This window comes from Ruegeria sp. AD5, from assembly GCF_056542345.1.
This window is the reverse complement of sequence record NZ_JBQFZR010000004.1, coordinates 23870-45158: the sequence shown is the minus strand read 5'-3', so window position 1 is coordinate 45158 and position 21289 is coordinate 23870. Positions and strand designations below refer to the sequence as shown.

General features: G+C 55.5%; 23 protein-coding genes. 12 read left to right on the top strand and 11 right to left on the bottom strand.

The window, feature by feature from the left end:
* Window positions 1-2: 2 nt before the first annotated feature.
* The gene (mutS, locus tag ACR0JG_RS18045; protein WP_480571760.1) at window positions 3-2615 is read left to right on the top strand and encodes a DNA mismatch repair protein MutS; all 2613 of its coding nucleotides are present in this window, start codon (window positions 3-5) and stop codon (window positions 2613-2615) included.
* 31 nt (window positions 2616-2646) lie between these two features.
* Here the strand turns inward: mutS and ACR0JG_RS18040 are convergent, their stop codons facing one another.
* Entirely contained in the window at window positions 2647-3210 is a 564-nt protein-coding gene (locus tag ACR0JG_RS18040) for a nucleotide exchange factor GrpE (protein ID WP_170399405.1), read from the bottom strand.
* Window positions 3211-3220: 10 nt separating this feature from the next.
* Complete coding sequence (gene hrcA, locus ACR0JG_RS18035) at window positions 3221-4285, bottom strand: heat-inducible transcriptional repressor HrcA (RefSeq protein ID WP_170399408.1); 1065 nt, start codon at window positions 4283-4285, stop codon at window positions 3221-3223.
* Window positions 4286-4397: 112 nt separating this feature from the next.
* On the opposite strand from hrcA, the gene rph reads away from it, so the two are divergent.
* The 4 genes from rph to ACR0JG_RS18015 are packed head-to-tail and all read left to right on the top strand — an operon-like array spanning window position 4398 to window position 7223.
* Window positions 4398-5111 (top strand): ribonuclease PH, encoded by a 714-nt coding sequence (rph, locus tag ACR0JG_RS18030; protein WP_170399411.1) that lies wholly within the window; start codon window positions 4398-4400, stop codon window positions 5109-5111.
* On the top strand, window positions 5108-5722 hold the full coding sequence (gene rdgB / locus ACR0JG_RS18025) for an RdgB/HAM1 family non-canonical purine NTP pyrophosphatase (RefSeq protein WP_170636838.1): 615 nt from the start codon (window positions 5108-5110) through the stop codon (window positions 5720-5722). Before rph ends, rdgB begins: the two co-directional genes overlap by 4 nt.
* Window positions 5712-6866, top strand: a complete 1155-nt coding sequence (gene hemW, locus ACR0JG_RS18020; RefSeq protein ID WP_480571637.1) for a radical SAM family heme chaperone HemW — start codon at window positions 5712-5714, stop codon at window positions 6864-6866. Before rdgB ends, hemW begins: the two co-directional genes overlap by 11 nt.
* A gap of 3 nt (window positions 6867-6869) precedes the next feature.
* Window positions 6870-7223 carry a YbaN family protein gene (locus ACR0JG_RS18015; protein WP_170408799.1) on the top strand — a complete coding sequence of 118 codons (354 nt, stop codon included), beginning with the start codon at window positions 6870-6872 and terminating at the stop codon, window positions 7221-7223.
* Here the strand turns inward: ACR0JG_RS18015 and ACR0JG_RS18010 are convergent.
* From ACR0JG_RS18010 to hemJ, 7 genes are all read right to left on the bottom strand, one after another.
* Entirely contained in the window at window positions 7213-8106 is an 894-nt protein-coding gene (locus tag ACR0JG_RS18010) for a ParB/RepB/Spo0J family partition protein (protein WP_170649054.1), read from the bottom strand. The two genes, ACR0JG_RS18015 and ACR0JG_RS18010, sit on opposite strands and share 11 nt — an antisense overlap.
* A 20-nt stretch (window positions 8107-8126) precedes the next feature.
* Window positions 8127-8930, bottom strand: a complete 804-nt coding sequence (locus ACR0JG_RS18005) for an AAA family ATPase (RefSeq protein ID WP_170408801.1) — start codon at window positions 8928-8930, stop codon at window positions 8127-8129.
* Window positions 8923-9546: a 16S rRNA (guanine(527)-N(7))-methyltransferase RsmG gene (gene rsmG, locus ACR0JG_RS18000; RefSeq protein ID WP_170649056.1), complete on the bottom strand. Its 624-nt coding sequence runs from the start codon at window positions 9544-9546 to the stop codon at window positions 8923-8925. The genes ACR0JG_RS18005 and rsmG overlap by 8 nt, the downstream gene beginning before the upstream one ends.
* Window positions 9543-11411, bottom strand: coding sequence for a tRNA uridine-5-carboxymethylaminomethyl(34) synthesis enzyme MnmG (mnmG, locus tag ACR0JG_RS17995; protein WP_480571632.1), 1869 nt, complete (start codon window positions 11409-11411; stop codon window positions 9543-9545). The genes rsmG and mnmG overlap by 4 nt, the downstream gene beginning before the upstream one ends.
* A gap of 12 nt (window positions 11412-11423) precedes the next feature.
* Entirely contained in the window at window positions 11424-12710 is a 1287-nt protein-coding gene (gene mnmE / locus ACR0JG_RS17990) for a tRNA uridine-5-carboxymethylaminomethyl(34) synthesis GTPase MnmE (RefSeq protein ID WP_480571629.1), read from the bottom strand.
* Window positions 12711-12741: 31 nt separating this feature from the next.
* Window positions 12742-14013, bottom strand: coding sequence for a transcription termination factor Rho (gene rho / locus ACR0JG_RS17985; RefSeq protein ID WP_170399438.1), 1272 nt, complete (start codon window positions 14011-14013; stop codon window positions 12742-12744).
* Between the two features lie 126 nt (window positions 14014-14139).
* On the bottom strand, window positions 14140-14589 hold the full coding sequence (gene hemJ / locus ACR0JG_RS17980) for a protoporphyrinogen oxidase HemJ (protein ID WP_480571626.1): 450 nt from the start codon (window positions 14587-14589) through the stop codon (window positions 14140-14142).
* A gap of 403 nt (window positions 14590-14992) precedes the next feature.
* Here hemJ and ACR0JG_RS17975 point away from each other — a divergent pair, with 403 nt between their 5' ends.
* From ACR0JG_RS17975 to dnaQ, 4 genes are read left to right on the top strand one after another with little or no spacing between them, the layout of a single operon-like run.
* Window positions 14993-15592 carry a nucleoside triphosphate pyrophosphatase gene (locus ACR0JG_RS17975; protein ID WP_170408806.1) on the top strand — a complete coding sequence of 200 codons (600 nt, stop codon included), beginning with the start codon at window positions 14993-14995 and terminating at the stop codon, window positions 15590-15592.
* Window positions 15589-16422, top strand: a complete 834-nt coding sequence (locus ACR0JG_RS17970) for a shikimate dehydrogenase (protein WP_480571623.1) — start codon at window positions 15589-15591, stop codon at window positions 16420-16422. Before ACR0JG_RS17975 ends, ACR0JG_RS17970 begins: the two co-directional genes overlap by 4 nt.
* Entirely contained in the window at window positions 16419-17012 is a 594-nt protein-coding gene (gene coaE, locus ACR0JG_RS17965; RefSeq protein ID WP_480571620.1) for a dephospho-CoA kinase, read from the top strand. Before ACR0JG_RS17970 ends, coaE begins: the two co-directional genes overlap by 4 nt.
* Entirely contained in the window at window positions 17005-17727 is a 723-nt protein-coding gene (gene dnaQ, locus ACR0JG_RS17960; RefSeq protein ID WP_170399452.1) for a DNA polymerase III subunit epsilon, read from the top strand. The genes coaE and dnaQ overlap by 8 nt, the downstream gene beginning before the upstream one ends.
* A gap of 25 nt (window positions 17728-17752) precedes the next feature.
* Here dnaQ and secB read toward each other — a convergent pair whose 3' ends face one another.
* Window positions 17753-18256: a protein-export chaperone SecB gene (gene secB / locus ACR0JG_RS17955; RefSeq protein WP_170399455.1), complete on the bottom strand. Its 504-nt coding sequence runs from the start codon at window positions 18254-18256 to the stop codon at window positions 17753-17755.
* A 54-nt stretch (window positions 18257-18310) separates the two neighbouring features.
* A complete protein-coding gene (locus ACR0JG_RS17950; RefSeq protein ID WP_170399458.1) occupies window positions 18311-18811 on the bottom strand; it encodes an FxsA family protein in 501 nt (166 codons plus the stop codon).
* 108 nt (window positions 18812-18919) lie between these two features.
* Between ACR0JG_RS17950 and ACR0JG_RS17945 the strand changes: the two genes are divergently transcribed.
* The 3 genes from ACR0JG_RS17945 to ACR0JG_RS17935 are packed head-to-tail and all read left to right on the top strand — an operon-like array spanning window position 18920 to window position 21203.
* Complete coding sequence (locus ACR0JG_RS17945) at window positions 18920-19579, top strand: Tim44/TimA family putative adaptor protein (protein ID WP_480571617.1); 660 nt, start codon at window positions 18920-18922, stop codon at window positions 19577-19579.
* Complete coding sequence (mltA, locus tag ACR0JG_RS17940; protein ID WP_480571614.1) at window positions 19576-20616, top strand: murein transglycosylase A; 1041 nt, start codon at window positions 19576-19578, stop codon at window positions 20614-20616. Before ACR0JG_RS17945 ends, mltA begins: the two co-directional genes overlap by 4 nt.
* Window positions 20616-21203, top strand: a complete 588-nt coding sequence (locus ACR0JG_RS17935; protein WP_170567303.1) for a Smr/MutS family protein — start codon at window positions 20616-20618, stop codon at window positions 21201-21203. Before mltA ends, ACR0JG_RS17935 begins: the two co-directional genes overlap by 1 nt.
* The last annotated feature ends 86 nt before the right edge of the window (window positions 21204-21289 follow it).

Here is a 21289-nt window from a genome sequence, read left to right as displayed (position 1 = left end):
CGATGATGGCGCAGTACCTTGAGATCAAAGAGGCTCATGCAGATGCCCTGCTGTTTTATCGCATGGGTGACTTCTACGAGATGTTCTTCGAGGATGCGGTGAACGCGGCCGAGGCGTTGGATATCGCGCTGACCAAGCGCGGCAAACACAATGGCGACGATATCCCGATGTGTGGCGTGCCGGTGCATTCTGCCGAGGGCTACTTGCTGACCCTGATCCGAAAAGGGTTCCGCGTCGCGGTCTGCGAGCAGATGGAAAGCCCGGCGGAAGCCAAGAAAAGAGGCTCTAAATCGGTGGTAAAGCGCGGTGTTGTGCGTCTGGTGACGCCCGGCACACTGACCGAAGATGCCCTGCTAGAGGCGCGGCGGCACAACTTTCTGGCCGCCTATGCCGAGGTTCGGGACGAAGCCGCACTGGCCTGGGCCGATATCTCAACCGGTGCGTTTCACGTGATGCCGCTGACGTCAATCCGGTTGAGCCCTGAACTCGCTCGGCTGGCCCCGTCCGAGCTGATCGTGGCCGATGGGTCCGAGGAAAAGCTGCATGAAACCGTCATGGACCTTGGCATATCGCTCACCCCTGTCGGACGCGCCAGTTTTGACAGCGCTGCAGCCGAGAAACGCATCTGCGGGTTGTTTCATGTGGGCGCACTGGATGCATTCGGGAACTTCGGGCGCGCCGAGGTTTCAGCCATGGGCGCGCTGATCGATTATCTGGAGATCACGCAAAAGGGCAAACTGCCACTACTGCAAACTCCCCTGAAGGAATCCGAAGATCGTGTGGTTCAGATCGATGCTGCCACGCGGCGCAATCTGGAACTGACCCGGTCGCTCTCGGGCGGGCGCGCCGGGTCGTTGCTGTCGGTGGTCGATCGCACCGTTACGCCAGGTGGCGCGCGGCTGCTAGAACAGCGTCTATCAAGCCCATCACGCAATCTGGACGTGATCCACGCCCGGCTGGACGCGGTATCTTTCGCAGTCGAAGACAGCCTGATCGCCTCGGACCTGCGCGAAGCTTTGCGCAAAACACCTGATCTGGATCGTGCCCTATCCCGGCTTTCGCTGGACCGGGGCGGCCCGCGTGATCTGGCTGCTATCCGCAATGGATTGGAACAAGCCGCAACAATTGCCGAAACCTGTGCCTCACAGGATCTGCCTGTTCTGCTGGCCACTGCTGTCCAGAACCTTGTCGGACTTGACGATCTGTTGACCTTGCTGGACGAAGCATTGGTTGCCGATCCACCCTTGCTGGCCCGCGATGGCGGCTTTATCGCCCCCGGGTTTGATAGCGAATTGGACGAAGCGCGCACCTTGCGTGACGAAGGCCGTTCGGTCATCGCAGGTTTCCAACAGAAATACGCCGAGCATACCGGCATCACGTCACTGAAGATCAAACACAACAATGTGCTTGGCTACTTCATCGAGACCACGGCAACCCATGCCGAGAAAATGTTGAACCCGCCATTTAGCGAGACTTATATCCACCGCCAAACCACCGCCAATCAGGTGCGCTTCACCACGGTGGAGCTGTCCGAGATCGAAACAAGGATTCTGAATGCCGGAAATCTCGCGCTAGAGATCGAAAAACGGCTCTATCAAAGGCTTTCTGGGGCTGTTCTGGATCTTGCCGCCCGATTGAATCAGGCCGCGCACGGACTGGCTGAGTTGGATTTGACCACTGCACTCGCCGATCTGGCTCGCGGCGAAAGCTGGTGCCGTCCAAAGGTCGACGGGTCACGCGCATTCGACATCAAAGGAGGCCGTCACCCGGTGGTCGAGCATGCCCTGAGGCAGCAAAGCGGCGATGCTTTCATCGCCAACGACTGCGATCTGAGCGCCGATGCAGGCGCTGCAATTTGGTTGCTCACCGGTCCCAACATGGCCGGTAAATCAACCTTCCTGCGCCAGAATGCGCTGATCGCCCTACTGGCGCAGATGGGCAGTTATGTTCCGGCAGAACGGGCGCAAATCGGATTAGTCAGTCAATTGTTCAGCCGCGTCGGAGCGTCAGACGATCTGGCGCGGGGCCGCTCGACCTTTATGGTCGAAATGGTCGAAACCGCAGCCATCCTGAATCAGGCCGACGACCGCGCGCTCGTAATCCTTGATGAGATCGGCCGAGGCACCGCGACCTACGACGGCCTTTCCATTGCCTGGGCCACACTGGAACACCTGCACGCGGCAAACCAATGCCGCGCATTGTTCGCCACCCACTACCACGAATTAACTGCACTCGCTGGAAGTCTGAACGGTGTAGAAAACGCGACCGTTGCAGTCAAAGAATGGGAGGGTGAAGTCATCTTTCTGCATGAGGTACATAAAGGCGCTGCCGATCGGTCCTACGGCGTCCAGGTTGCACAATTGGCTGGCTTGCCCGCCTCGGTTGTGGACCGCGCCCGTATCGTGTTGGATCAATTAGAAAAAACCGAACGTGAAGGCGGTAAGCAGAAAGCACTGATCGACGATCTGCCCCTGTTTTCAGCTGCGCCGCCGCCTCCCCCTGCGCCAAAAACCTCGCCCGTTGCTGATATGCTGGAAACCATCCTTCCAGATGAACTCAGCCCCCGCGAAGCCTTGGACTTGATCTACAAACTGAAAGAGGCGGCCAGATCCTGACCGCCTCGAACCCGGTTGACCCAGGAACTGTTCAGCTTGCGGGCGTTGACGACACCCCAACCTGCGCCGGTCGCAACAACCTGTCGTGCAGCATGAAGCCTTCTGCCGACACCTGAATGATGTCACCGGCCTTGGTTCCGGGCACCGGGGCCTCGAACATCGCCTCATGCACATTCGGGTCGAACCTGTCCCCGACCTGAGGCGTAATCACCTCAATCCCATGCTTCTGGAACACATCCTTCAGCGCGCGCATGGTCAACTCGACACCTTCCAGCAAACCGGCGGCAACCTCTTTCTGCTCATCCGTTGCGGCCTCAAGCGCGCGTTTCATATTGTCGTAAACCGGAAGCATATCGCGGGCCAGTTTTGATCCGCCATACTGTTCCGCATCCCGACGCGCCTTGTCGCCACGCTTGCGCGCATTTTCGGCATCGGCCAGCGCACGCATGAACTTGTCTTTGTAATCATCGCGCTCAGCACGCAGTTGATCGACCTCAAGCGCCTCATCGCTGATCTCAGCAAAATCTTCGGCAAACTCTTCCGCCTCGGCGGACATGATGTCGTCCAGAAAATCTTCGTTCTTGGGCTCTGCCATCTCTTACCCTCTAGCTCCGGTCGGAAATCAGCTTGCCGACCAGTTGCGCCGTATAATCCACGATTGGTACGATTCGCCCGTAATTCAGACGTGTGGGTCCAATGACCCCAACCGCACCGATTATCTTACGATCAGCGTTCATATATGGAGACACCACCAAAGAGGAACCCGAAAGTGAGAAAAGTTTGTTCTCAGAGCCAATAAAAATGCGCACACCTTCGCCTTCTTCGGTCAATTCAAGGAATTCGGCGATATCGCGTTTGCGTTCAAGGTCGTCAAACAGGGTGCGGATTCGATCAAGTTCTTCTGCCTGACCCGGCTCATTTAACAGATTCGCCCGCCCGCGCACGATCAGCCGGGCCGAGTCGCCGCCGTCCCCGTCCCAAGCGGCAATGCCGCTCTCGACCATCTCACGCGCCAGAACATCGATTTCCTGTTTCCGCGCGTCGATCTGCGACAGCATCTGCCGCCGCACTTCGCCAAGCGTACGTCCTTCGATCAGTGCATTCAGGAAATTTGCGGCCTCGCGCATCGAGCTTGGCGTCTGCCCAGGCGGAGGTGTAAACAGCCGGTTTTCTACCTGCCCGTCCGAAAACACCAAAACCACCAAGGCCCGGTCATGACCAAGCGAGACGAACTCGATATGCTTGATCTCGGCCTCATGCTTTGGCGTCAGAACCAGCGAAGCCCCTTGTGTCACGTGTGATAGCGCCGCGCCGACGCGATCGAGCATACCACCCACATCGCCTGCGTTAGAGCCTAGTGTTTCGTCCAGCTTTTGCCGATCATCCGCACCCAGATCGCCCATTTCTAGCAATCCGTCCACGAACATGCGCAGCCCCTGCTGTGTTGGAATTCGACCAGCGCTGACATGCGGACTGTCGAGCAAACCCAGAAATTCAAGATCCTGCATCACATTGCGTACGGTCGCAGCACTGACTTTCTCGGACAATGTGCGCGTCAGAGTCCGGCTGCCCACGGGTTCACCGCTTTCCAGATAGCTTTCGACAATCAACCGGAACACCTCGCGCGACCGGTCATTCATCTCATCCAGAATTTTGCTTGCTTCGCTCATCGGCGGCCCTCTGCTGGATCGTCATTAAATCGCAGGCAAATGAAAGGTCAATCGGGCTTGCATCGTAACGCCGCAGGACGGTATCCCCAACCCAGCAGATAAAGGATTTCTCATGCGACCCTCAGGACGTGATCTAAACGAAATGCGCGCCGTTTCAATTGAAACGGGGTTCACCAAACATGCCGAAGGCTCTTGCCTGATCAAGATGGGCGACACCCATGTGCTATGCACCGCCACAATCGAGGATCGCGTGCCACCGTTCATCAAAGGCTCGGGCCTGGGCTGGGTCACCGCTGAATATGGCATGCTGCCCCGCGCGACCAATACGCGCATGCGGCGCGAGGCTGCCAGCGGCAAGCAAGGTGGCCGCACGGTTGAGATTCAACGCCTGATCGGCCGCGCCCTCCGCGCCGGTGTGGATCGGGTTGCGTTGGGTGAGCGTCAGATCACCGTCGACTGCGATGTCATTCAAGCCGACGGCGGCACCCGCTGTGCCTCGATCACTGGCGGTTGGGTAGCGCTACGTCTGGCCGTGAACAAGCTGATGAAAACAGGCGATGTGATCTCTGACCCTTTATTAGACCCTGTTGCCGCCGTTTCATGCGGAATTTATGCCGGTCAGCCCGTGCTAGATCTGGACTATCCCGAAGATAGCGAAGCTGGCGTTGACGGCAATTTCATCATGACCGGCTCGGGTAAGCTGATCGAAGTGCAGATGAGCGCCGAAGGATCCGTTTTCAGCCGCGCGCAAATGGATCAACTGATGGATCTGGCCGAGAAAGGCGTGGGTGAACTTGCTGCTGCCCAGAAAGCTGCAACCGCATGACTCGCAGGTTCGAAGGTGATCGACTGCTGGTCGCCACCCACAACAAAGGCAAGCTCGAGGAGATGGCGCATCTGCTTGAGCCCTTTGGCGTAACGGTTGTCGGCGCGGGCGAAATGAACCTGCCAGAACCGGAAGAGACCGAGGACACTTTCGTCGGTAACGCCCGGATCAAGGCCCACGCAGCTGCAAAGGCGACCGGCCTACCTGCCCTGTCGGACGATTCCGGGATCACCATCGATGCATTGGATGGCGCACCCGGTGTTTACACCGCCGATTGGGCCGAAACCGGCAGTGGCCGCGATTTCCTGATGGCGATGACTCGCGCCCATAATGAGCTAGAGGCGAAAAACGCCCCCCACCCGCGTATGGCCCAGTTTCGCTGCACTCTGGTTCTGGCCTGGCCCGACGGGCATGACGAAGTGTTCGAGGGCATCGCGCCCGGTCACCTGACTTGGCCGATCCGTGGCAAGGACGGGTTCGGCTATGACCCGATGTTTGTCCCTGAGGGGCACGACATTACCTTTGCCGAAATGGATCGCTGGGAAAAGAACAAGATCAGCCATCGCGGGCGCGCGGTGGAGATGTTCGTGAAAGGCTGCTTTGGCGGATGATTGGCGAAACGGTGGCTTTGGCCTTTATGTGCATTGGCCCTTTTGCGAGGCCAAGTGCCCCTATTGCGATTTCAACAGCCACGTTTCCAAGAATATTAATCAAAAACAATGGCTTGAGTGTTATCTCAGTGAACTGAGCCGCTCGGCCATCGAAACTCCTGACCGGGTTTTGAACACAATCTTCTTTGGCGGCGGAACTCCATCACTGATGGCGCCTGAGACCGTCGCCACCATCATCGACAAGGCCCGCGCCCTTTGGCGATCGGCCAACGATATGGAAATCACGCTTGAGGCCAATCCAGGCTCGGTCGAGGCCGGGCGGTTCGCGGCCTATCATGATGCGGGCGTGAACCGCATCTCGATGGGTGTTCAGGCGTTGAACGACGATGACCTACGTCGTCTGGGGCGCATTCACACGGTTGCCGAGGCTCGCGCGGCCTTCGATATCGCGCGCTCTTGCTTTGACCGTGTGAGCTTTGATCTGATCTATGCCCGCCAGCATCAAACTCTGGACGCCTGGCGTGCTGAGCTGACCGAGGCGCTATCGATGGCAGTTGATCACCTGTCGCTATACCAACTGACCATTGAGGAAGGCACAGCCTTTGGTGATCGCTATGCCCTGGGCAAGCTGCGCGGTCTGCCCGAGGATGACAACGCCGCGGATATGTATCTGGCGACGCAGGAAATCTGCGAAGCGCATGGGCTGCCTGCCTATGAGATTTCAAACCACGCCCGGCCCGGAGCGGAATCACGGCATAACCTCATCTATTGGCGCTATGGTGATTACATCGGTATTGGACCCGGCGCACATGGTCGGATCACCCTGGATCGCCGGAAATTCGCGACGGAAACTCATCTTTCACCAAACAAATGGCTGACGGCTGCCTCCAATGGGCACGGCGAAAGCAATCGGTTCGAGCTTAGCCAACGTGAACAAGCCTCAGAATACCTTATGATGTGTCTGCGTTTGGTCGAGGGCCTTAATATAGACAGATACACTCTGCTTGCAGGTGAAGAACTTTCGCATGACAAACTTGATTCGCTGATCGATCTGGGCATGCTAACCCTTGATCGCAATCAATTGCGCGCCACTTCAAACGGGCGCGCCGTGCTCAACGCGGTAATCCGAGAGCTGTTGGAGTAACAGATGCAATTTCTCTGGGCCGGATTGGGGTTACTATGCGTTGCGCTTGCCATGATCGGAGTCGCTCTACCGCTGCTGCCGACGGTACCATTTCTTCTGTTGGCCGCGTTCTTTTTTGCCCGCTCATCGTCACGGCTGCATAACTGGTTGCTGAGCCATCGAACCTTTGGCCCTATGATCGTCGATTGGCAAAGCTCTGGCGCGATCAGACCCGGCGCAAAAAAGGCGGCCACCCTTTCGGTTGCCGCCGTATTTGGTTTATCGGTTCTACTGTCGGTTCCTTCTCACGTCCTGATCATTCAGGCCATTGTGCTCAGCGCTGTGATGCTCTTTATCTGGACCCGACCTAACGGCTGAGCTTCGCGCACAGATCATCCAACTGATCCAGGTTCTCATAAGCCAACACAACCTGCCCGGATTCAGATCCGGCCTTATGGTTGATCGTCACCTTCATCGCCAGAATCGCAGACAAATCCTTTTCAAGCGCTCGGGTGTCTGCGTCCTTCCCAGCATTCAGGTTTCTGGATTTCGGAGCCGGCTTATCCGCTCCACCTTGCTGCTTTTTCACTAATGCCTCGGTCGCACGCACCGAAAGGCCCTCACCAACCACCTGTTTCGCCAGCTCCGATGGGTTTTCTGCCGTGATCAATGCCCTTGCATGACCGGCGGATAATTTTCCTTCTATTACAAGGGATTGTACATCCAATGGGAGTGACAAAAGACGCAGCAGATTAGCGATATGGCTTCTGCTTTTACCAAGCGCTTCGGCCAGCTTTTCTTGCGTGTGACCAAAGCGATCCATCAATTGCTTAAAGCCTGCCGCCTCTTCCACCGCGTTCAGATCTGCGCGCTGAATGTTCTCGATAATCGCGACCTCAAGCACTTCGGTGTCATCAAATTCGCGAACAATAACTGGGATATCATGCAGTTGCGCCATCTGCGCAGCACGCCAGCGCCGTTCACCCGCAACGATTTCGTATTGGCCACCATCGATGCTGCGGACAATCAGCGGCTGGATAATACCCTTTTCCTTGACCGAGGCCGCAAGCTCATCCAATTGCTCTTGCGCGAAACGGCGGCGCGGCTGATCTGGGTTCGCCTGCAGTTTTTCGATCGGTACCGTGAGATCCGGACGGCGGGGTTCAGATACAATCCGACCGTCAGCTTCTGGTGCGACATCAGCCATCAACGCAGATAGCCCGCGACCTAATCCTCGGGGTTTTCCTTTCCTGGCATTCATGTTGCCCTCCTCACGGCCACTTAAATGGCTACCTTGTTGTTCTTGTGCATAACCTCTCGGGCGAGATACCGGTACGCCATCGCCCCGAGCGAACCCGAATCATATTGCAGCACAGGAAGCGCGTAAGATGGTGCTTCGCTGACCCGCACATTTCTGGGTATCTTGGTTTTAAATACCATCTCACCCAGATTGTCACGCGCATCCTTTTCGACCTGACGGGACAAGTTGTTGCGGTTGTCATACATCGTTAACACAACACCTTCGATTCTGAGGTCAGGATTGGCGGTCTGACGAACCTCGCGAATGGTCAACATCAATTGTGACAGGCCTTCCAGCGCAAAGAACTCACTTTGCAATGGTACAAGGACGGAATGCGCTGCTACCATTGCGTTTACGGTGAGCAGGTTCAAGGACGGCGGACAATCAATCAGCACAAAGTCCAGATCGAAAGCATCAATTGCAGTCTGTCGAAGCGCGTCATGCAGCAAATAACTGCGCTTTTCATTCGAGATCAGCTCAATATCTGCCGAGCTGAGATCTACGGTCGCCGGAACCACAAAAAGATTACCGATCTCGGTCTCCTGCACCACAGCTTCCAATGGTGCATCGTCGAGAAGAAGATCATATGTCGTCCAGTCGCGATCTTCGACCCCTAGACCCGTAGAGGCATTTCCCTGAGGATCGAGATCGACCACAAGAACCTTGCATCCGGCCTCGGCCAATCCGGCTGCCAGATTGATCGCTGTAGTGGTTTTCCCGACCCCGCCCTTTTGATTAGCAACCGCGATAATCCGAGGCCCAGCAGGACGAGACAGATCAACCACGTGCAACTCCTTTGATTTTCAGGATAACGGCTTGGGGTTCTGTTGAACTCTTAATGGGTTCAGCCTCGAATTTCCATTCTTTGCGCGCATCTTCCAGCTCTTTTTTCCAGGTTGCGCCTTTTGGCAACAACGCTGTACCGTTTTTACTTAAATGCCTGTCACAAAATGACATTAGAGTGGTCAGATCAGCCAGAGCCCGAGCTGAAAGCACGTCCGCATGCAAGGGATCAATGGCTTCAATTCGACGAGAGATCACGGAACAATTGGCGCCACTCTCTCTGGTCACACTTCGAAGAAATGCGGATTTACGTTGGTCGCTTTCGACTAATGTGAAACGCGTTTCAGGCGCAGATTCAATTGCCATGATGGCGCAGACCATGCCAGGAAAGCCGCCTCCGCTGCCTAAATCCACCCAATGATCTACCCGATCTGCGTTCTGAAAAACTTGAATGGAGTCTTTGATATGGCGAATCCAAATCTCTTCAAGACTATTTCTTGAAACCAGATTGATTTTTGGGTTCCATTTTTCAAGCAGAGATACATAGATCACCAGGCGTTCGAATGTTTCACGTGAAACATCCAGAGCCTCCGCAGAAGCGACGTTCTGATAAATCATGCTTTTCTGGCTTTCACATCGCGCCTGAGCTTCGCCAGGACGAGAGTTAAAGCCGCAGGCGTGACACCTTCTACCCGACTCGCCTGCGCAATATTCGCAGGCTTCGCCTGCGATAGCTTTTGCTTCATTTCATTCGACAGACCATCAAGCGCAAAATAATTGAAATCCCGAGGAATTTCATGCGCCTCATCGCGCTTCATTGCTTCGACATCCCGTTGTTGGCGCGCAATATAGTTTGCATACAACGCATCGCGCTCGACCTGACGGCGAATTTCATCGTCTGTATTCTGTAGATCGGGTTCGAGCAAAACCATGTCTTCAAACGATACTTCTGGAAAAGCAAGAACCGCCATTCCATCACGCCGGTTTCCGTCTTGATTTATGCTGATACCAGCTTCGCGAATTTGCTTTGGCGTATATGTGGTCTCTGTCAGTTTATTCTTTGCTTTTTCAAGCTTTTCTGATTTCTCAGCAAAAACCTTGCGGCGGAGTTCACCCACACAGCCCAGCTGCTCGCCAATCGGAGTCAGTCTTTGATCTGCGTTGTCAGCACGAAGTGATAGGCGAAACTCTGCACGGGATGTGAACATCCGATAAGGCTCGGCAACGCCTCGTGTTGTCAAATCGTCAATCATTACACCAATATAGCTGTCTGAGCGTGTAAAATTTATTGGCGCACGCCCCTGTGTTTCCAGAGCTGCATTCAAACCTGCAACGAGGCCTTGCGCGGCCGCTTCCTCATATCCTGTAGTCCCATTGATCTGTCCTGCAAGATATAGACCAGGAACATCGGGCACAGACAAAGACGCAGATAGAACGCGCGGGTCAACGTAGTCGTATTCAATCGCGTATCCGGGTTGTAGGATTACCGCGCTTTCCAATCCTACGATGGATTGGACATATTCGACTTGTACATCTTCGGGCAAAGAAGTTGAAATCCCGTTTGGGTACACCGTATGATCCCGCACGCCTTCTGGTTCCAGAAATATCTGGTGTGACTCCTTTTCCGCAAATCTGACGATTTTGTCTTCGATTGAAGGGCAATATCTGGGACCAACACCATCAATATGACCTCCATACATTGCTGATCGCGATAGATTTTTCTCGATTATTCCGTGCGTCTCAGCATTGGTATGAGTTATTCCACAGGCGATTTGCGGCGCCGTCACCGCTTGGGACATGAATGAAAACAGTGTTGGCTCTGCATCGCCATCCTGTCGTTCAAGTATATCCCAATTTATGGTTCGTCCGTCCAACCTCGGTGGCGTACCTGTTTTCAGCCGTGCCGTCGGTAATTCAAAAGCGTCAAGGCGCTCAGCCAACCTAACCGATGGACGATCCCCCATGCGTCCACCTGGCCTTGTAACGTCTCCTATGTGAATTACACCGCGCAGAAATGTACCCGACGTCAGAACAACTGTCTGAGCTGGGACCTCGGAACCGTCGGCTAGTTTGACACCGATTACGCAGTCACCATCCATTAGGAAATCGACCACTTCCCCAGTGATCACCGACAAATTGTCTTGTTTTTTCGTTTCTTCCTTCATCGCGGTCCGATAAAGCGCACGGTCCGCTTGCGCCCTTGGGCCTTGAACAGCTGGTCCTTTACGTCGGTTCAATAGACGAAACTGAATGCCGGCACGATCCGCCACACGACCCATGACCCCGTCCATTGCATCGATTTCACGGACCAGATGACCTTTCCCTAGCCCTCCGATCGCAGGATTGCAGGACATGACACCGATGTCCTGTTCGGACAAAGTAACCAGCGCCGTGTTCGCACCCATCCGTGCTGCCGCATGGGCAGCCTCGGTACCGGCATGTCCAGCGCCAATGACTACAACATCAAATCTCGAATGTTTCACGTGAAACACTCCCTATTTTCCCAGACAGAAACTTGCGAAGATTTCATCCAAAAGGGTTTCGACATCAATCCTGCCAACCAAAGATTCAAGCGACCGAATTGCCGTTCTCAACTCTTCAGCAGCTATATCATACATGTCCGGACCTGATTCCAGAACATCTCGCGCAGCCGCAAGTGCGTCCGATGCTTTAGTCATCGCAATACGGTGACGTTCCCGCGTTGCAATACCATGGCTAGCTGTTCGAACAGTCAGTACACGCGATATGTTGTCTATCAACTGGTCAATCCCGTGCCCGGTTTTCCCCGATATACCACCGGAAAAGGGCTCACGCAGGTCAGATTTTGGCAGAACATGAATGTCATCTGCCTGCATCGGTACACCTAGCTGATCAGGCTCATCCGACAGAAACACTCGTAGATCGGCCGCCTCTGCCCGTTTGCGCGCCAATTCAATTCCCAGGTTTTCAACGTGATCATCGGTTTGCCTCAAACCGGCCGTGTCCAGCAGCGTGACAGGCAATCCGTCCAAGTCCATACGAACTTCAATCACATCACGGGTTGTCCCGGCATATTCCGAGGTAATAGCGGCTTCCCGACCTGCCAACGCGTTCAGCAAGGTCGATTTCCCTGCGTTCGGAAGGCCAACAATGGCGACCTCAAAGCCGGTGCGAATGCGTTCTGCGATCCGAACGCCTTTCGCTTCTTGCCTCAGCTCCTCCATAACACCAGAGATTAACGTTCGAACCTCAGGGGTAACGTCGATCGGCACCTCTTCATCAGCAAAATCAATCACGGCTTCCAACAGGGAAGCCGCGCGGATCAGATCACGCCGCCAACTTTCTGCCAATGTGCCCAAAGCACCAGCCAAAATCTTCTGCGCTTGTTTCCGTTGTGCTTCGGTTTCTGCATCAATCAGATCAGCAAGTCCTTCGACCTGCGCCAGATCCATCTTGCCGTTTTCCAGTGCACGACGCGTGAACTCACCAGGTTCGGCCAGCCGAAGATCGTCCATATCCGAAAGAGAGATCAGCACAGCGTTGACTGACGCCATACTTCCGTGAATCTGAAGCTCGGCCACGTCTTCGCCGGTAAAGCTGGACGGGGCCTGAAACGTCAGAACCAAGCCCTCATCCAACCGCGATCCATCCGACGCGCTGAGTGTTCGTACTCTCATTCCACGCCTTGGCAGGCCCCCGCCAGACAACTCATTGGCGGAGGCATATGCCTGCGGACCAGAAAGCCTGATCACAGCCACGCCTGCTTTGCCCTGGGCGCTGGCCAGGGCGAATATCGTATCCATTGATAGCCCCCGCGTCAGTGCCAGAACCTTGTCAGGTGTTCATTGAATCGAAGAACTCGCCGTTCGTCTTGGTTTGTTTCAACTTCGACAACAGGAACTCGATTGCATCTGTTGTGCCCATCGGATTGAGGATGCGGCGCAGAACGAATGTCTTGGCCAAATCGCCCTTGTCGACCAGCAGATCCTCTTTCCGGGTGCCGGATTTGAGGATGTCGATTGCCGGGAACACGCGTTTGTCTGCGATCTTACGATCCAGAACGATTTCCGAGTTACCGGTGCCTTTGAATTCTTCGAAGATCACTTCGTCCATCCGGCTGCCGGTGTCGATCAGGGCGGTGGCGATGATGGTCAGCGAACCACCTTCTTCGATGTTCCGCGCAGCACCAAAGAAGCGCTTAGGCCGTTGCAGGGCATTTGCATCCACACCACCGGTCAGAACTTTACCCGAGGATGGCACCACGGTGTTAAACGCCCTACCAAGTCTTGTGATTGAGTCGAGAAGAATAACAACATCTCTTTTATGCTCAACCAAACGCTTGGCTTTTTCGATCACCATCTCGGATACGGCCACGTGGCGGGTCGCGGGCTCATCGAAGGTTGAAGACACAACTTCACCCTTCACCGAGCGTTGCATGTCGGTCACCTCTTCCGGGCGTTCGTCGATCAGCAGGACGATCAGATAACATTCCGGGTGGTTCTGCTCGATGGAATGCGCGATGTTCTGCAGGATCACCGTCTTACCAGTCCGCGGAGGCGCCACGATCAGCGATCGCTGACCTTTACCAATCGGCGAAACCAAATCGATCACGCGAGCAGACTTGTCCTTGATGGTCGGATCTTCGATTTCCATCTTCAGACGCTCATCCGGATACAGAGGCGTCAGGTTGTCGAACAGAATCTTGTGTTTGGCCTTGTCCGGATTTTCAAAGTTGATCTTGGTGACATTTGTCAGCGCAAAATAACGTTCATTCTCGTCAGGCGCTTTGATCTCACCTTCAACCGTATCTCCGGTGCGCAGCGAATGCTTGCGGATCATGTCAGGCGAAACATAGATGTCATCCGGTCCGGGTAGATAGTTTGCCTCGGGCGAACGCAGAAACCCGAACCCGTCTTGCAAAACCTCCAGCACGCCGTCGCCACCGATGGTCCAGCCCTCATCCGCACGTTCGCGCAGAATCTGAAACATCATCTCGCCCTTGCGCATGGTTGAGGCGTTTTCGACCTCAAGCTCCTCGGCCATGGCCAGAAGGTCTTTGGGGCTTTTGGCCTTCAGATCGGCCAGATTCAGGGATTCAGTTGTCATGATGATACGAACCTCGGCCGCTTGGATCGCGGCACCAGAGTGGAATTTCAGAACGGAAGATACCTCGCCCGGACGGGCGCGTTACGCTTTAGATAAGCGCTTACCTCAAAAGAGTCAAACAGGCCCTCAGAACTTCACAACGACCGCTAGAACGATAACAACCATTAGAACGGTCGGAACCTCATTCATCATGCGGTACTGCCGCCCAGTCAGCTTATTTCGCCCCTCAGCAAAGTCCTTGCGCCGAGCCATAAGCCAATGGTGAAACCATGTCATACCAATCACTGCTGCGCCTTTGACCCAGGGCCAGTTCCAGTCCCATCCAACGATACCAGGCGTGAACACCATGATCAGCCCGCAGACCCAGGCCACGACCATTGCGGGGCGCATGATCACACGCAGCAGCTTTTCTTCCATTTCAAAGAAAATCTGTTGCGCACCCTCTACGGCTTGCGCCTTTTCAACGTGATACACGAACAATCTGGGCAGATAGAATAAACCAGCCATCCATGAAATCACGGCCATGATGTGCAGCGATTTCACCCAAGGGTATATTGCGAAAAGAATATCGGTCATTGGGTATTCCGGGCTTACCTGAAACCCTCCTAATAAAAAAAATAAGAAAGAAAAAGGATGATGGTTTTGTAGGGAGGTCAAATTCGGTGGATTACTTTTTTGTCCTGCCTTTTTCCCCAGGTGGAAAAAGTGAAGCACATCGGCGCAGAATCTGTTGATCAAGAAAAAAAATGATTAATAACAATAAATTATGAGATAAAAGCTCGGGCTGAATTGTGGATAACCATTGGAACAATCCGGGACGGGATGCTTATCCGAGTATTCCAACTTATCCTTGTCCCGTCTGGACAGGATCCGGGCGACTCGGGGAAGTCTTGCGCCAAATTCCCGGGGTTGCGTGTCAACCGGAAAGCCATACAAACCATTCGAGACTACTCATTGATTTGCACACGGGGTTTTCCACATGACTGTCCCCATAGTCCTTGCCTCAGGGTCCGTGATCCGCGCGCAGTTGCTCAGAAACGCAGGCGTCCCGTTTTCGGTTCAGATCGCGCGGGTGGATGAAGACACAGCCAAACGCGCCCTGATGGCTGAGGGAGCTCCGCCCCGTGATGTTGCCGATGCGCTTGCCGAAATGAAAGCACGTAAGATCAGTGACAAAGTGCCCGGCACTATGGTTCTGGGTTGCGATCAGGTTCTGGATTTCGAAGGTCAGATGCTGTCGAAGCCGGAAACGCCGGAAGAAGCACTGGCGCAGCTTAAAGCAATGCGCGGCAAGCGACATATGTTGCTGTCGGCGGCGGTGATCTATCAGGATGGTGAGCCCATCTGGCGGCATGTAGGTCAGGTGCGTTTGCGGATGCGGGCCAGCTCGGATGCTTATTTACGTGATTACGTGGCGCGGAACTGGGACAGTATTCGGCACGCAGTGGGGGCTTATAAACTGGAAGAAGAAGGCGTGCGCCTGTTTGCCACCATTGACGGCGACTACTTTAACGTCTTGGGTATGCCCCTGTTAGAGCTGCTCAATTTTCTGGCCGTGAAGGGAGTGATCGATCAATGACGGAGCATCGCGTTCCTCTGGCCGGCGTGATTGGGCAACCCATTGCACATTCCCGCTCGCCAAAACTGCACGGGCATTGGCTGAAAACCTATGGATTGGTGGGGCACTACATCCCAATGGATGTCGCCCCGGCCGATCTGGAAACCGTTCTGCGGACACTACCCAAGGCTGGGTTTGTTGGGGCCAACGTGACCGTACCGCATAAAGAGGCTGCTTTGCGGTTGGCGGATCATGTCTCGGACCGTGCCTCAGTCATCGGGGCGGCAAATACGCTTGTATTCCGCGAGGATGGTTCAATTCAAGCGGATAATACGGATGGCTACGGGTTCATGGCCAATCTTCGCAGCGGTGCGCCCGATTGGAACCCGCAGGATGGGCCTGCGGTTGTATTTGGTGCTGGCGGTGCTGCGCGGGCGGTGCTTCAAGCGCTGGCAGAAGCCGGAGTGCCTGAAATCCTGCTGACCAATCGCACCCGCACCCGTGCGGATCATTTGAAAGAAGAGTTCGGCCAACGGATTACGGTCGTCGACTGGGTGCAGGCGGGAAATGTGATCGAAGACGCAGAACTGGTCGTGAATACTACGTCTTTGGGTATGCAAGGGCAGCCAGTGTTACGCGTTCCACTGGATGGATTGCAACCCGGCGCTGTTGTCACCGATCTGGTATACGCGCCGCTTCAAACGCATCTGTTACAACAGGCGGAAGAGGTTGGATGTACAACGGTCGACGGGCTGGGAATGTTGCTGCATCAAGCTGTTCCCGGGTTTGAACGCTGGTTCGGTGTTCGCCCAGAAGTGGATGCGGAAACCCGCGCGGCGGCCTTGGCATGAGTTTTGCGCTGGGGCTCACCGGATCAATCGGAATGGGAAAAAGCACGACCGCTCAGATGTTTGCAGATGAAGGCTGTGCGCTTTGGGATGCGGATGCTGCGGTGCATCGGCTCTATGCAAAGGGCGGCGCTGCGGTTGAGCCCATGCGGATTACGTTTCCTACCGCCATTGCCGAGGATGCGGTCAGCCGGGATGCGTTGAAGCAAATCATTGCGAATGATCCTGACGCGCTAAAAACAATAGAAAAAATCGTACACCCTCTGGTAGCGGCGGATCGCGCCTCATTTCGATCTTCGTCGTCCGCCGATATCTTGGTATTCGACATTCCGCTGTTGTTTGAAACCGGTGGTGATGCGGCGATGGATGCTGTTGCTTGTGTTTCAATCTCTGCTGAAGAACAAAAAAGACGGGTCATGGCGCGCGGCACGATGAATGAGGCGCAGTTTGAGCAGATTCGCTCCAAGCAAATGCCAAACGAAGAGAAATGCGGGCGGTCGGATTTCGTGATTGTCACGGATACTCTGGACCATGCTCGCGCGCAGGTGCAGGATATCGTCAGGCAGATACGGGCAGGGTTGGCAGATGCGTGAGATTGTACTCGATACCGAGACCACAGGGTTTGATCCCGAAAGCGGCGACCGGATCGTCGAGATCGGCGCGGTTGAGCTGTGGAACCACGTTGCCACAGGAGAAACTTATCACGTCTACATCAACCCCGAGCGTTCTATGCCGGAAGAGGCATTTGGTGTGCATGGCATCGGCCCCGACCTGCTGGAAAACCCGCGCCCGCCGGAAAAGGGCGAAGTGACGCTGAAGGACAAACCTGTCTTTGCCAAGGTTGGGCAAGGGTTTCGTGAATTCGTGGGTGACGCCAAGCTGGTGATCCACAACGCTTCGTTCGACATGAAGTTTCTGAACGCCGAACTGGGCTGGATGGGGGTGTCGCTGATCCCGATGGATCAGGCAATCGACACGCTGGCCATTGCCCGCAAACGGTTTCCGGGGTCACCCGCTTCGTTGGATGCGTTGTGCCGCCGGTTTGGCATCGATAACTCAAACAGGGTGCTGCACGGCGCGCTGCTTGACTCGGAAATTCTGGCCGAAGTGTATCTGGAGCTGATCGGAGGCCGTCAGCCCGACTTTGGATTGTCAACGTCGGCAAGTGCAGCGTCTGGCGGTGGTGAGGAATGGCGCCCGACAGCGCGACCCGATGCCCTGCCATCCCGGATCACCGAGGATGAACGCGCAGCACATCAGAAATTTGTTGAAAAGCTGGGCGAGAACGCTCTGTGGACCCGCGCCTGACCCGAACCAGACGCGGACCAAAACCTTAGGCGTCGGTTTTTTGCTCTTGTGCGGCGGCCTGACGGCGCGCCAGTTCGTTGCGATAGAGCGCCACGAAATCAATGTTATCCAGGTTGACCGGCGGGTAGCCACCGTCGCGTGTGATGTCGCTGACGATGCGGCGCAGGAACGGGAACAGCATGCGCGGGCATTCGATCATCAGGAACGGATGCATTTGATCTTCGGGCACACCTTCCACGTGGAACAGGCCGCAATAGTCGATTTCGCACAGGAACAGGACGTCTTCCAGGCCCTTGGCCTTGGATGTCAGTTTTAGCTTGATCGAGACTTCATACTGGTGCTCGGTCGTGCGTTTCTTTGCGTCCAGATTGACCTGAACTGAAATCTCGGGCTGTACGTCGCCTGAGACGCCTTTTTGCGCCATGACGTTTTCAAAGGACATGTCGCGAATGAACTGTCCCAGAACGCGCATCTGGATCTGAGGGGCTGCCTGTGCGGCGGTGTTTTCTGCAGGGCTTTCGTCAGCCATGAAACTTCTCCGGAATTGAAATTCGGCACTGCTTAGCAATTTGGGCCGGATAGCTCAATGCTGGTGCGGGCCTTCCACCCACTTCGACGGCTTTCCGGAGTTCTGGCGAGGGCGAACCTCGGTGAATTCGCCATCTATCACATCGTCCTGATCAAACGGGTTTGGCCCCGACCTGAATTGTGCGCCGGTGCCCATTTGAAAATGCGTGATGGTCGCCTTGGACTTGAGATAGCGGAACACTGCGACCCGGATGCCGGGAACAAGCAGCGCAAAACCAATGGCATCGGTGAAAAACCCTGGTGTCAGCAGCAAAACACCGGACAGCAAGATCATCGCCCCATGGGCCAGCGGTTCGGTTGGGTCGTCCAATTCGGCAAAGGATCGCTGCAAATTCGCCAGCGCCATGCGACCTTGTGTCCGCACCAGAACCGTGCCCAGAACGGCGGTCAGAACCACGATTGCAAGCGTCGGCCAAAGCCCGATCAGACCGCCAACCTGTATGAACAAGGCGATCTCGATGATCGGAACCAATAAAAAAGCCAAGAACAAGTACATTTGCGGTATCCTTTAGCATGGTCCGGGCTGTGGACTTGGCCCCGACTGTCACCTACATAGTGGCAGAGGGCAGCGTATACAAAGCCCGGGTTCTGAAAAGAGGACGAAATGAACTCACCCCTGATCCAGCTTCTGGTGCTGGCCGGAATTGCCATTTTCCTGATCCTGCGCTTGAAAAGCGTGTTGGGTACACGCGAAGGTTTTGAGAAACCGCCCCTTCAGCAACAGCCTGATACCAATGGCGCGCGCCGTGATTTCGAAGTGATTGAAGGCGGGCCAGATCACGACATCACCGACCATGTGGCCGAAGACAGTGAACAGGCGCAAACATTGGCCGCAATGAAGCGGGTCGAACCCAGTTTTTCTGTCAGCGAATTTGTACAGGGCGCGCGCGGCGCCTATGAGATGATCGTGATGGGCTTTGAAAAGGGCAATCTGGACGAAATCCAGCCATTCCTGTCAGAAGAAGTATTCGACAGTTTTGTATCAGTTGTTGCGGATCGCGAAGATAAAGGTCTGACCATCGAAGCCGAATTCATCGGGGTGCGTGAAACCACTCTGGTCGATGCGACCTTCGACAAGGACAGCAATCAGGCCGAGATCACGATGCGCTTTATCGGTGAGCTGACCTCGGTCGTGCGCGATCGTGGCGGGGATATCATCGAAGGCAATCCGAACACCGTCAAACGTCAAAAGGACAGCTGGACCTTTGCCCGCGTCATGGGCTCGGATGATCCAAACTGGCTGCTTGTCGCCACGGACGCATGATTGCAACGCTCCGGTCGCTTTTTCTGGGGGTCGCCATGACCACTGCCAGCGCCGCCGGAGCCGAGGCGACGCGATCCATCCTGTCATTCGATGACCTCGATGGCTGGGCCGCCGACGATCACGGGGCGGCCCTTTCGGTTTTTCTGAACACCTGTGGTGATCTGGACGATCCTGATTGGCAGGCGCTGTGTGGCGTGGCTCAGAGTTATGAACCTGGCGCGGCGCGGGCTTTTTTCGAGCTGTTCTTTCGTCCTGTTCTGGTCGAAGACGGCGATGACGCACTGTTCACCGGATATTTTGAACCTGAACTGGATGGCTCGAAAACCCCAACTGATAAATACCGTTATCCACTCTACCGGATGCCGCCCGAGGCGCGAGAGGCGGGCAAGTGGCTCAGTCGCCGTGACCTGCTGACCGGTGACGCCCTGACAGGTCGGGGCCTTGAGATAGCGTGGGTCGATGACCCTGTTGAGTTGTTCTTTCTGCAAATTCAAGGCTCGGGCCGGATACGTCTGCCCGATGGCGGTGCATTGCGGGTTGGATATGGCGGTGCGAATGGGCATCCCTATCGCTCGATCGGCGCGGAACTGGTCCGACGGGGTGCGCTGGGCGCGCACCAGGTCAGCGCGCAGATGATCCGGACCTGGGTACGCAAAAACCCTGAAGCCGGGGCTGAGCTGTTACTACACAACCCTTCTTATGTTTTCTTCCGAGAGGTGACGCGTGTTGCGCCCGAGTTCGGACCGTTAGGCGCCATGAACCGCTCAGTGACCACGATGCGCAGTATCGCGGCAGATCCGGCTTATACACCTTTGGGCGCGCCAGTTTGGGTAGAAAAGGATGGTAAAAACCCGCTGCGCCGATTGATGATCGCACAAGACACCGGATCGGCGATCAAGGGTGCGCAACGTGCCGACATTTTCTTTGGCACAGGGGATGATGCCGGGCAGGCCGCCGGTCGCTTGAAGGATCCCGGCCGTATGGTTGTGATGTTGCCGATCCAGAGGGCCTACGCCCTGTTACCGGATGAGTTCTGATGACCCGGCGCAAACTGACTGCGGATGAGATCGATTTGTGGCGCAAGGTCGCCAAACAGGCTGAGCGTTTGCACCCCGAACTGCCTCAGACTGTGCACCCCACTACCTTGCCCAAGCCCAAACCGACCAAAACGCCCAAGGCGCGGATAGAAGCCTTTGAACTGGGTCAGACTGCGCCGACCAAACCGTCACGGAATAACCTGAAGCCATCGATCACCGAAGGTTTACGGACAAATCCGGTGCAGATGGACACCAAGTCTTTTGGTCGCATGAAACGCGGCAAGCTCAAGCCCGAAGGCAAGCTGGACCTGCACGGGATGCGCATGAGCGCAGCCCATCCCGCATTGGTTCGGTTCATCCTGACCGCACAGGCACAGCGCAAACGGCTGGTGTTGGTCATAACCGGCAAGGGCAAGGACCGGGACGAACCGGGACCCATTCCAACGCCGCGTGGGGTCTTGCGCAATCAGGTGCCCCACTGGTTGTCTATTCCGCCACTTGCACAAGCGGTGCTGCAGGTAACACCCGCACATATCAGCCATGGCGGCGATGGCGCCTATTACGTTTACCTCAGGCGCGTCCGTTAGTCGGATCGCTGATTCTAGCTGGTCCGCATGAACCGGATTCGCACGCGAACCCTGCCCTTACCCCTACTGATTTATTGTTTCTGCAG